At 52.2% G+C, this 11795-nt stretch carries 11 protein-coding genes and 1 tRNA gene; 6 read left to right on the top strand and 6 right to left on the bottom strand.

All coding sequences use genetic code 11. The annotated features are described in order from the left end of the window. Nucleotides 1–182: 182 nt before the first annotated feature. Entirely contained in the window at nucleotides 183–617 is a 435-nt protein-coding gene (locus MWU62_RS13145) for a PaaI family thioesterase (protein ID WP_247115340.1), read from the bottom strand. Beyond that, nucleotides 614–1084, bottom strand: a complete 471-nt coding sequence (locus MWU62_RS13140) for a PaaI family thioesterase (protein ID WP_247115339.1) — start codon at nucleotides 1082–1084, stop codon at nucleotides 614–616. Before MWU62_RS13140 ends, MWU62_RS13145 begins: the two co-directional genes overlap by 4 nt. Nucleotides 1085–1235: 151 nt before the next feature. On the opposite strand from MWU62_RS13140, the gene MWU62_RS13135 reads away from it, so the two are divergent. The 4 genes from MWU62_RS13135 (at nucleotide 1236) to MWU62_RS13120 (ending at nucleotide 5331) form a co-directional block, all read left to right on the top strand. Further along, nucleotides 1236–2468, top strand: coding sequence for a M48 family metalloprotease (locus MWU62_RS13135; RefSeq protein ID WP_247115375.1), 1233 nt, complete (start codon nucleotides 1236–1238; stop codon nucleotides 2466–2468). A gap of 169 nt (nucleotides 2469–2637) precedes the next feature. Next, on the top strand, nucleotides 2638–3183 hold the full coding sequence (locus MWU62_RS13130; RefSeq protein ID WP_247115338.1) for a hypothetical protein: 546 nt from the start codon (nucleotides 2638–2640) through the stop codon (nucleotides 3181–3183). Beyond that, the gene (locus MWU62_RS13125; protein ID WP_247115337.1) at nucleotides 3184–4371 is read left to right on the top strand and encodes an iron-containing alcohol dehydrogenase; all 1188 of its coding nucleotides are present in this window, start codon (nucleotides 3184–3186) and stop codon (nucleotides 4369–4371) included. A gap of 177 nt (nucleotides 4372–4548) precedes the next feature. Next, on the top strand, nucleotides 4549–5331 hold the full coding sequence (locus tag MWU62_RS13120) for a transporter substrate-binding domain-containing protein (RefSeq protein ID WP_247115336.1): 783 nt from the start codon (nucleotides 4549–4551) through the stop codon (nucleotides 5329–5331). A gap of 28 nt (nucleotides 5332–5359) precedes the next feature. On the opposite strand, the gene MWU62_RS13115 is transcribed toward MWU62_RS13120, so the two are convergent. Next, on the bottom strand, nucleotides 5360–7846 hold the full coding sequence (locus tag MWU62_RS13115; protein ID WP_247115335.1) for an FtsX-like permease family protein: 2487 nt from the start codon (nucleotides 7844–7846) through the stop codon (nucleotides 5360–5362). Beyond that, the gene (locus tag MWU62_RS13110) at nucleotides 7846–8565 is read right to left on the bottom strand and encodes an ATP-binding cassette domain-containing protein (protein ID WP_247115334.1); all 720 of its coding nucleotides are present in this window, start codon (nucleotides 8563–8565) and stop codon (nucleotides 7846–7848) included. The genes MWU62_RS13115 and MWU62_RS13110 overlap by 1 nt, the downstream gene beginning before the upstream one ends. 58 nt (nucleotides 8566–8623) lie before the next feature. Here MWU62_RS13110 and MWU62_RS13105 point away from each other — a divergent pair, with 58 nt between their 5' ends. Further along, nucleotides 8624–9253, top strand: coding sequence for an arylesterase (locus MWU62_RS13105; RefSeq protein ID WP_247115333.1), 630 nt, complete (start codon nucleotides 8624–8626; stop codon nucleotides 9251–9253). Between the two features lie 7 nt (nucleotides 9254–9260). Here MWU62_RS13105 and MWU62_RS13100 read toward each other — a convergent pair whose 3' ends face one another. Beyond that, nucleotides 9261–10226 (bottom strand): alpha/beta fold hydrolase, encoded by a 966-nt coding sequence (locus MWU62_RS13100; RefSeq protein WP_348645650.1) that lies wholly within the window; start codon nucleotides 10224–10226, stop codon nucleotides 9261–9263. A gap of 73 nt (nucleotides 10227–10299) precedes the next feature. On the opposite strand from MWU62_RS13100, the gene MWU62_RS13095 reads away from it, so the two are divergent. Next, nucleotides 10300–10375, top strand: a tRNA-Asn gene (locus tag MWU62_RS13095). A 66-nt stretch (nucleotides 10376–10441) separates the two neighbouring features. On the opposite strand, the gene MWU62_RS13090 is transcribed toward MWU62_RS13095, so the two are convergent. Further along, nucleotides 10442–11731 carry a M18 family aminopeptidase gene (locus MWU62_RS13090; RefSeq protein ID WP_247115332.1) on the bottom strand — a complete coding sequence of 430 codons (1290 nt, stop codon included), beginning with the start codon at nucleotides 11729–11731 and terminating at the stop codon, nucleotides 10442–10444. Between the last annotated feature and the right edge of the window lie 64 nt (nucleotides 11732–11795).

The raw sequence follows: 11795 nt of genomic DNA, 5'->3' as shown, positions 1-11795 counted from the left end.
TCGCAGTGAAAGTCCTGTGCTGGCCGTCCTTGGCCAGCCCGTGAAGCGCTTTCGCACTTCACCCATGGCTCCGCACGGTTTTGGAAAAGCCCTTCACTCCCACGTCGTCTGACGTTCAGTTATCTCATGCAGCAAGAATGGGGACATGCTGGGGCATTTCAAGTGCTGATGCCGAAAGCGTATTAGTCTTCCAGCAAGAAGTGCGCCCTTGCCGTCGAGATGGGTTTGGATCGGGATTTTTGCCAAGCAGTGATCATTACGTTCGCCACGCGGTTGCCTTGGCGCGTTAGCTTGCACTCAGCGTAGGTTTCGCTGTCCAGGCCAGCGCGGAGGTAGTCTAGTGAGAAGTTGATGATGCGTGGCATGCGAGCGGATTCTTGGGCAAGCATGAGGTAGATTGCAGCGGAGAGCTCCATGAAGCCACCGATTACGCCACCGTGTATAGCAGGTAGTACCGGGTTGCCGAGGTTTTGGTCTTTTGCAGGTAGGCGGAAAATGAGGTCGTCGCCAAACTGGTCGCATTCCAAGCCGATGAATTTTGCGTAGGGGATGCTGTTGATCAAGCGGGAGAAGTCACCGGTTTCTCGGGTGTATTTTAGGATGTCAGGGTCGGTCATACCGGGCCTCCAGTGATTTGTTCACGGTAGGCTTGCGGTAGGGCTTGGGGGCCGATGCGCATGAAGGTGCCAACGCAGTTGGCGACAGTTTCCCCGCCTTCTTGATAGGCTTCGCAGCGGGTAAATATGATGTTGCGGGTCATTCTGTATACCTCTGCCCGCGCATAGACTGGTTTATGGGGTTCGGCTGGGCGCATGTAGTCAACCCTTAGATCCAGGGTGGGGCAGAGTTCGAATACGTCCAAAGCACAGAGCATGAGTGAGCCGGATGTGGTGTCCATTAGAGTGGTGATGGCGCCGCCATGAATCACGCCCGTGTCTGGGTTGCCGATGATTCGTTCGTCGTAGGGCAGGCAAAGAGTTAGGCTGCACTCAGTGGTTTCGGCAACCGTCAACCCAAGCTCTTTAGCTTGGTTGAGTGTGTTGATAAACCGGGTAACCCGGTCGGTTCGGATTTGATTGTCCATTCAGAACAAACCTGTGGTTCATGTATGAGTATTAAGCTGCCGGTATTTAAAGCCGCCAGCAGCCGTGTAATTATATGTTTCTTAAATTCAATAACAGGGGTTGAGAGTGAAAAACGCCGTTTTGCAACGCTGCGCGCCGATTTTAGCGCTAATGCTGCTACTTACCGGGTGTGCTGTAAACCCGGTAACTGGCGAGAAACAGCTTTCGTTAATTGGTGAAGGCCAAGAACTTGCGCTGGGCGCAGAGCAGTATACGCCTACCCAACAGACTCAAGGCGGGCAATTCTACGTTGATCCCGAGCTTACGCTTTACGTGAGAGAAGTTGGCCAAAAGATGGCTCGGGTAAGTGACCGCCCTGACCTACCCTATGAGTTTGTTGTTCTAAACAGCAGCGTTCCCAACGCTTGGGCCCTGCCCGGAGGTAAGATTGCTATTAACCGGGGACTACTGGTTAAGTTTGATGATGAAGCTCAACTCGCATCTGTGCTTGGCCACGAGATTGTACACGCGGCTGCCCGCCACAGTGTTCAGCGCATGCAGCAGGGAATGCTGATTAACGCAGGAGTGGCAGGTCTAGGCTTTGCGCTGTCAGACAGCCAATGGGGCGGTCTTCTTATGGGTGGTGCCGCTATGGGAGCTCAGCTCGCTTTAGCGCAGTACGGTCAGGGCGATGAGCTGGAGTCGGATCACTACGGCATCGTTTATATGAAAGAAGCGGGCTACGATCCGCAAGCCGCCGTAGAGCTGCAGGAAATATTTCTTGAAATGTCCAAAGGCCGCGAAGCAGGCTTTGTCGATGGCCTTTTTGCAACGCACCCGCCTTCTTCGAAGCGTGTGCGCGAGAACAGCAAGCTGGTGGGTAAGATAGGTGCCGGTGGCTATCGCGGAGCCGATGTTTATCAGAAGAAAACGGCCTTTCTGCGCAAGGTTCAGCCGGCCTATGACGCTCACGATGAGGCCATGAAGTTGGCATCTAGTGGAGATATGAACGCGGCCCTGACAAAAGTCAACGAGGCCATCAATGTGTTGCCCCGCGAAGCTATGTTCTATTCATTGCGTGGGCGCATCCATCAAGAGATGAAGAACCCAGATAAAGCCTCTGCTGATTTCGATAAGGCGGTGTCTCTGTATCCCGAAATGTTTGTTTATCGCTTACACAGCGGGCTGAATGCACTTAACCTAAACAATCTCAGCAAAGCCCGGGAGAACCTGACCCAGGCAAACGAGGTTGTGCCAACCTCCATCGCCTTTCTCAGGCTTGGAGATATTGCAGTCAAAAATAATAACCGTAAGGAAGCCATCGCCTATTACAGCAAAGCGGCGGAATCTAGCGGTGATATTGCCGAAGAAGCACGGCGAAAACTGGCCGCTCTCACTCAGTAACCTCACAAATTAGAATAAATTAAGGGCCGAACTCCTTGAGACTTCGGCCTTTTTTATTTCTATGTTTCGGTTTGCAAACAAAACGCCTATTTACCGTCATCATGAGCATTGACTTTTAGAGCAATAACTCTAAAAATCAACTATCGATAACTAAAATCAGGTGACGGACATGTTAGCGAAACGTATCCAACCTATGGCTTCGCAGGCAAAGCGCCTGTATGTCGAGCTTATGTTTCAGGTTATGGGGCGAGCTCTTCAGGCGGTCAGTGAAGTTGATGGTGAGGTTCAAAAAGAAGCTCAGGTTCTGCCTGAGGGGTTTCTATTTGAAATGATGGTGATGCCCGAGGGGGCCAAACTGATCGTAGAACACATCGGTGGAGGCCGATTCCACTATCATGGCGATTCTGCACCCCGCGCGGTGAATGTATCCATTCAGTTTAAACACCTTACCCACGCTTTTATGGTGCTGTCGTTTCAGGAAAAAACCTCAATCGCCTTTGCCCATGACCGCATGCTGGTTGATGGCGATGTGAGCTACGCCGTGCGCATGACCCGTGTACTCAATCGGCTTGAATCCTTCATTCTACCCAAAATAATTGCCAAACGTGCGGTAAAGGAGTACCCGGATAACCTTCACTTGCCGGAAAAACTAATCAGTGCGGCACAAATTTACCTGAAAGTCGCCACCCATTTTATCCAGACAGCGAGAGCCTAAATGTCTAACTCTTACTATGAGTTCTTCTGCCCTGTAAAAGTCATTGCTGGCAAAGCAGCCCTTGAGCATATTCCTTACGAGCTGAGTGGCCTTGCGGCCAAGCGTCCTATGATTGTGACCGACAAGGGTGTTCGCGCCGCCGGTCTGCTTGACCCCATCATTGCGGCCTGCGAAGAAAGCGGTCTTGAAATCGTTAGCATTTACGACGATGTACCGCCTGACTCCTCAACAACGGTGGTTCGCGACATTGCCGCCGTTTATCGCAAGGAAAAATGCGACTCCATCATTGCGATTGGTGGTGGCTCGGCCATCGACACAGGTAAAGCTGTGAACATTCTCGTTTCTGAAGGCGGAGACGAGATTGCCAAGTATTCGGGCGCTGGCGTGCTGAAACGCCCACTCAAACCCTTTTTGGTGGTGCCAACCACGGCAGGAACCGGCTCGGAAGTTACCTCCATTGCCGTCATCACCGATGAGAAAAAAGGCGTAAAACTACCCTTTACTTCTTCGTACCTGCTGCCCAATGCAGCTGTTATCGACCCGCGCATGACGTTAACCTTACCGCCCCACATCACGGCGGCAACGGCCATGGATGCCATGACTCACGCAGTCGAGTCGTTCACATGCATGGCGAAAAACCCCTTGAGCGATGCCTATGCGGCAGCGGCTATTAAGAAAGTCAGCCATTCACTGCTTCAGGTGATGGACAACCCGAAAGACAGCGACGCCAGGCTTGAGTTGGCTCAAGCATCCACCATGGCAGGCATTGCCTTCTCAAACTCAATGGTTGGGCTGGTTCACTCTCTTGGCCACGCCACAGGCGCTATATGCCACCTACCCCACGGCTTGTGCATGAGCCTGTACCTGCCCTATGTGCTTGAATACAACCTTGAAACCATTCGGGGGCCTTTAGGTGAATTGTTGCTGCATCTGGAAGGGCCAGAAATTTATTCAGCCACACCCGCCAGCCGCCGTGCGGAAGCCAGTATTTCCGCCCTACGCAAGCTGCGGGATGCGCTTTATAAACGGTGTCAGTTGCCACGCACACTGAAGGAAACCGGCAAGGTGACAGAAGAGCAGCTGGACCAGATTGCAGAGATGGCTCTAGACGATGGCTCTATCATGTTCAACCCGAAAGAAGTGACCCTGAAGGACGCCCGTGCTGTTCTGCAGCGCGCATGGGCCTAAGCTACCACCACGAGAAAAGCAGAGCCCAAACTCAGGGCTCTGCTCCTTGGTAACATTACATTACTCTCAAATATTGAAATAGCGGGGTAGAAACGTAACAATCTCACTCTTTCTGGCAGGGATTTGGCCGGTTCAGCTCTTCTAAAGACGGCATTCTCCCCCAGAGGGTTTTATTTAATGAAATACCGAAAACCTCGCTGGCTTAAAGCGTTTAATAGGCGTTCTGCCTTCTTCCCACCTCTACTCGCAATATTTCTATGCTCCAGCGCTGCTGCGGACGGCGATTCAAACGTATTTCGTCTCAACATATCCCCTAATGGCTACCCACCCTACATGATCGCGGACCAAGAGGAACCCGCAGGTATTATGTGGGACATCGTATCGTTGATTACCGAGCGTTTAGGCTACAAACTGATAGCTGAAAAAATACCCCGAAAACGCGTGGACCAAATGTTGCTTGACGGGTATATCGATGCCACACCGCGGGCTATAGAGTGGGCGCACGAGCCAGAAAAATACTTATTTACGGCACCCATCGTAGACATTCAAGAGGTGTTTTTTACGCCCAAGCATGCCAAGGAAACCTATCAAAAGGCGGAAGACCTTTTCTCTAAAACGGTTGTTGCCCATCTCGGTTATCTTTACCCAGAGCTGCAACCGCACTTCAATTCTGGCGCTATAAAGCGTTTTGATGTATCTCAAGAACGGGATATGTTTAACTTTTTACTGCACGGTGACCGTTTTGATGCTGCTGTAGTCGATTTGCTTGTAGGAAAATGGGTACTGAAAAAAGAAGGCCTGCAAGACCAGTTCAGAATTTCTTCAGGAGACATCAGTTCCTACGGTTTCCGGCTGATGATGCGTAGGGATTCTCAGCTGTTTGTCGATAGATTCAACGCGGAACTTGCACGTATTCGCGAGAGCGGCGAATTGGAAGCCATTCTCGCGAATTATCAGTAAGCTGCTGCTTAGCCAGCAAGCCTTTGCGTTACTCTAGCCGCCGCAGCAAAAGCATGGGTGAAACATTCAGCACGGGCCTTAACTGCCATCTCCCGAACAAAGACAGTACTACTGCGCTAATTACAGGTATAGGCAACACCACTTGCCAGTGCCAGCTGAAGTTCCCCTCAAACATACGGAATTGCAAAGCCCATACCGCAGCTTCAGCGGCGGCAACGCCCAGAATACCAGCGAAACCACCGAGCAATGCAAACTCCAACATGGTGCTGCGCACAAGCAAACTCTGGCGCCCACCGAGAGTTCGTAACAGCGCGCCCTCTCTTTGGCGGTCTTGAAGCGTAGCGCTAACCACAGCAGCCATAACCACCAGAGCTGCTGCCAGTATCAGCACCAAAATTGCCTCTATTGCCTGAGTAACCTGACGGACAATCTCCTGTATGCGTTCAATGATGTTGTCTATTTCCAATAAGGATACCGTTGGAAAACGACGCGAGAACTCATTCAGCGCGCTTTTCTTATCTCTAGGAAGATAAAAGCTGGTTATCCAGGTAGCCGGCATGTTGGTGAGCCCACCCTCCGGAGGGAACGCCATGTAGAAATTAGGCTTCATGCTGTCCCACTGAACCGTGCGGATGCTGGTGACGGCTTCCGTGACCTTGTCGGAGCCGATGGTAAACGTGAGTTCATCCCCCAATACCAAGCCAAGTGCTTCGGCCAGATCCGCCTCTACTGACACTCCCTCCGTTTGGCCATCCTCAAACCAGCTGCCTTCAACAATATTGTTATCTTTCGGGAGGGCAGCCATCCAGGTTAGGTTCAGCTCTCTATTAAGTGCCCCTACCCGTTGGTCTTTGCTCACCACCTCTTTCACTGGCTGACCATTCAACTCTGTCAGGCGACCCCGCACCATGGGGTAAAGTTGATCCAGCGGCTGACCACGCTCTTTCCAGTAGTCGGCAACCTCGTCCACTGCATCTGGGGCAATGTTGATCAAAAAGTGGTTTGGTGCATCATCGGGAAGCTGGGCCTGCCAGTCATCCAGTAACGAGGTACGCACCAAAATCAGCGTTGTCGCTAACATTAGCGTCATGGCAAACACTGCTATTTGCGAAAGACTGGCTCGACGATGGCGATACAGCCCAACCAAAGCCAGGCGCCAGGCATGCCCACCGCCGCGAACTTTGCGTAGCGCAGCAACCAATAAGCTACCCAACAGCCCCAGAGCCCCAAGCAGAAGCGCAAGGCCGCCCAAAAGGGCAATCACCAGCGACAACTCACCCGCATATAGCCACACCAAGCCGAACACGGCCACAATGGCAATCAACATGTCGGGCAAGGCTTCCCGCCCTGTTTCGCCTGGCTGGCTACGCAATACACGCATTGCAGGAACATTTCTCAGGCGCCGGATGGGCGGGTATGCAAAGGCAAACAGGGAAACCACTGCGGTAAGTAATGCAGGGGTGAGAGCCGATGAATCCAGCTGAAATTCTACTGGCCTTTCCAGCGCCTCACTGAGTAACCGAGTGAGCAACCAAAACAGCGGAAGCGCCACTAGAAGGCCACCGATCATCCCCGTAACGCCCCATAAAGACAGGCGTTTCAGGTAGAGCCGACCAATTCCCGAGCTACCGAGACCGAGGGTTTTGAGCAGGGCAACTGTGTCCCTTTGAGACAGCGCATATTGACGACTAGCAACCGCAACAGCCACAGCAGCCAACAGCACTGCCAAACTCCCACCTAGTAACAGAAAGCTCTCAGCGCGTTCTAAAGAGCGTGAAAAGGTTTCGCCATCCCGAACACCTTCCCACTCATGGCTTGCTTCAAGTCGTGGCTCAAGCCATTGGTAATAGGTTTCTAGTACTTTCTCGTCACCCGCAAATAGATAAACGTATTCAACGCGACTACCCTCTTGAATAACACCTGTGGAGGCAACGTCGTCCACATGCATCATCACTCTTGGCGCAAGCGCAGAGAGGCTGAACCCGCCATCGGGTTCTCGAAGCAGTACGCCCGATACTGTTAAGTTCTGGCTCCCAACTTCTAGGGAGTCACCTATTTGGATATCCAATAGCCGTAGCAGTCTGGGGTTGACCCAGACTTCACCGGGCTCAGGCCCGTGCTGAACCTGATCTCGGGAACCTTCAGCGGCCCCTTGGATTTCGAGATCACCGCGCAGAGGATATTCATTGCTTACTGCTTTTATGGACACCAGTTGAAACGCATCGCTGCCAAACACCATGGTAGAGAATTCCACCATTCGACCGGTTTCCAGCCCTAGGTTCGCGGCCTCCGTAATCCAGATTTCAGGCACCGGGCGCCCGTTCTCGGCCTCTAGCTGCCGGTCTGCGGCTAGAAAAGAGCTGGCAGAGGACACCAAGGTGCGTTGCAACTGACTGGCGAATAAAGCAATGGTGGCAACCGTAGCTACGGCAATAATCAGCGCCGCCAGTACAACTCTCACATCTCGCTCACGCCAATCCCGGCGTACCGACATTAATTTTTTTGCAGCAGCCATCAGTGTGCAAGCTCCGCCTGAGCAACCGGTTCTGTTAACTCGCCCGCTTCAATGTGGAACTGCCGGGAACAGCGGGCAGCTAGCTGTTCATCATGGGTAACCATTACCAGTGTGGTGCCCTGCTCTTGGTTCAGCGCCATCAATAGATCAGAAATGTCCTGCCCTGTGCGGTTATCCAAATTGCCCGTTGGCTCATCAGCAAACATTATGGCTGGCTCTGAGGCAAAGGCCCGGGCGATAGCCACTCGTTGCTGTTCGCCACCCGACAACTGCCGGGGCGTATGGGCAAGTCGCTCACCCAGCCCTACACGCTCAAGAAGCTCTTTAGCGCGCTTTTCCGGCGCGTCCATTCCTGCCAATTCCAGCGGCAACATGACGTTTTCCAGAGCCGTTAGCGCCGGGAGCAATTGGAACGACTGGAACACAAAACCCACGCGATGTGCACGCAGCTGGGCCCGCTCATCTTCGCTTAACTTGCTGATAATGGCGCCGTCTAATTCAACCGTGCCTTCGGTGGGTGTATCAAGGCCGGCAAGCAATCCCAGCAAGGTGGTTTTGCCCGAACCGGAGCGACCAACTATGGCTACGGATTCTCCCCGATTGATTTCAAGGCTAACCCCCTTCAATATCGTCAGCGTATCTGTTTCCAGACTCACGCGATGAGTCAGGTTTTCAACGCGCAACATGGGGCGTTGGCTGTCAGAATGTGTAGTCTGCATGTTGTTTACGGGGCTCCCGGGAAAAGCACGTTCATTTATTAAGGTAGTCAAGCTGTTTATGCATACGCTATTACTGTACGTAAGATCAATCGTATTCCTTTTCGCTGTTTTTGTTGCCACGCCTATCTTGGCTGGCCAGCAAACGCTGCTCATTTTAGGTGACAGCCTCAGCGCAGCTTACGGCGTACCGTCGGAAACAGCCTGGGTGCAGTTGTTGCGCCAACGTTTGCAAGAAATCGGCCTAAGCAACTGGCGCGTGGTGAATGCCAGCATAAGCGGCGAAACCACAGATGGCGGTGTACGCCGGCTGCCTGAGTTGCTTGAGAAGAACAGTCCCTCCGTGGTTATTATCGAGCTAGGCGGTAACGATGGCCTGCGCGGCTTTCCGCCAGAGGTAATCAAGTCCAACCTTGCAACCATGGTTGAGAATGCCAAGAACTCGGGCGCGCGCACCATTTTAGTTGGTATGCAAATCCCTCCCAACTACGGCCAACGCTATACACAAATGTTTGCCGATATCTTTCCAGCGCTTTCAGACAGCTATAACACCGCTCTGGTTCCCTTCTTTTTGGACGGAATTTACGACCAAGAGAACCTAATGCAGGGAGACGGCATTCACCCTACTGCGGAGGCACAGCCCAAGCTTCTTGAGAATGTATGGCCAGAGTTAAAACCTTTGCTTGAATAGGCTTAAATCACTCCACACCCTGCAAAAAGGCGAGAGCTCGGCGCTCAGACCAGTAATAGCCGTCACGCCCATGCTCGACAAACCCGACATGGCCACCCCACTTAGGCGCATCAACTCGAACATGGGCTCCGAGAATAGAAGGCGATTCAGGAAAACAGCTGGGCGACAGAAATGGGTCGTCCGCTGCATTAACCATCAAAGAGGGCACTCGAATATCTTTCAATCTCCCCAACGCGGAGCATTGGGCCCAGTAATCCGCAGCATTCTCGAACCCGTGCAACGGCGCCGTATAGCGATCGTCGAATTGGTGAAAATCCTGAATGGCATCAAAATCGGAAACATCGACAAGATCAGGAAACTTCTGCGCTTTTTCGACCATCTTTACGCGAAGATCCTTCAAAAACCTCTGCATATAAATTCTTCTGCTTGGCAGTGCTAGCTTATCCGCACTGCCCGCTAGATCGCAGGGCACTGAATAAGCTACGGCGCCGCAAATTCTGCTGTCTACGCGCTCACCCTGCTGCGCCAGATACAGCAAGGTGAGGTTCCCACCCATACTAAAACCGGACAAAAACACCGTTTTATAATGTTTGGACATGCCATGATCGACCACCCGGCGCAGATCTTCGGTTGCGCCACTGTGATAAAACCTTGGCTGATGATTCATCACACCACCGCAGGAGCGGAAGTTCCAGGCCAAAACATCCCAGCCCTCGGCTAACAAAGCTCGCGCCAAGCCCAGAACGTATGGTCGACGGCTATGACCTTCTAGCCCGTGAGAAATAATGGCCAAGCGGTTATTACCTTGCCTGTGCCAATCCAGATGCAGTTCATCTTTGTCGTCCGTCGGCAACACTTCGGTTTCCGGATCTTGGAGGGATACCTTGCGAAACAGCGCTGGCCATATGGATTGAACATGACCACTGCGTAACCAGTGTGGTGGACGATATTGGTGAGCCATACTGCGGTACAAATTTTGACCTTTTATATCAGGGGGTTGACCATTCAACTGAAAGCGCTTAATATGCCGCCCGAATTGATGCTGTTCCCCGATAGCTCAGTTGGTAGAGCAACGGACTGTTAATCCGTTTGTCGCTGGTTCGAGCCCAGCTCGGGGAGCCACTTATTCTAAAATGCCGCTACTTCAAACGAAGCAGCGGCATTTTTCGTTTTAGGCTCTCAAAACTGCTAGAAAACCTGCCTGCGCTGCATAAACTCTGTCAACACCTGATACAACATAAAACCATCTTCTGAACCGATCAGCTCACGAATAGAGTGCATGCCAAACTGCGGCACACCAATATCTAGTGTTGTCACACCCAGATTTGCCGCCGTCAGCGGTCCAATGGTGCTGCCACAGCCCATATCACTGCGCACCACAAAGGTTTGGTGTGGTAACCCAAGTTCATCACTGATATGCCGATACACCGCAGCCGACCGGCTGTTAGTTGCATAGCGCTGATTATGGTTCACTTTGATAACGGGCCCCTGATTCAAAATCGGGCCATGGTTTTCATCATGCTTATCAATATAGTTGGGGTGTACCCCGTGAGCATTGTCCGCTGATACCATCATGGAGTGGGCAATCGCTTTTGCTTTGCCAGCACCACACCAGCGGTCGAGCACGGCGGTAAGAAACGGCCCCTGCGCGCCTTCAGACGATACACTACCCACTTCTTCATGATCATTGCACACCAGCAACGCAGCCTCAGCGCCAGATGTGTTCGATAGAGCTTGCAAGCCAATATAACAACTCAGCAAGTTATCTAGCCGTGCAGAGGCAATGAAATCGTCACGCAGGCCCACAAAACTTGCCGCCTGTGCATCGTAAAAGCCCAGCTCATAGCCAAGAATTTTACGCACCTTAATACCGGATTCACTTGCAATTTGCTGACTTAAAAGCTCGTTAAAGCTGGTCGTGTCGTCTTCGGCAACCTGCATCAGCACCGGTGGAAGGTCAGTCTGGGCATTCACTGTGCGGCTGGTATTGGCTTCCCTATCCAGATGAATGGCGAGACTGGGAATAAAAGCCATAGGTTTTTTGAAGTCCACCAAGGTGTCGTTGACCTTGCCATAACCGTCGAGCAACGTCACTCTGCCCGCCAGCGAAAGATCCCGATCAAACCAAGGGTTCATCAGAACCCCGCCGTAAACTTCTACGCCCAGCTGGAAAAAGCCTTTGCGCCGCAGCTCCGGGTTGGGTTTTACCTTCAAACACGGGCTGTCGGTATGTGCACCCACCATACGAATGCCGGAGCCCGAAACATCCTTTGCCCCGGTTCGGAAGGCAACGATAGACGACCCGTTACGGATGACGTAATAGCTTTGATTCTGCTTGAGCGACCAGTCCTCTTTTTCATCCAGCTCTTCAAAACCGGCAGCATCCAACCGTGCTTTCATGGTTGCCACAGCATGCCAAGGCGTTGGTGAAGCGTTCAGAAACTTCAGTAAATCTTTGTTGAATTCAGTTTGTTCCATGATGTCCCTGATAGAATGATAATTACTGCGCCAGTATGGCATGAAGCGTTAATACCTCATACCA

The organism is Marinobacter sp. S6332 (assembly GCF_023016045.1).
GTDB lineage: Bacteria > Pseudomonadota > Gammaproteobacteria > Pseudomonadales > Oleiphilaceae > Marinobacter.
Note: the sequence above shows the minus strand (reverse complement) of the source record. Positions and strands in the feature narration are given on the sequence as shown.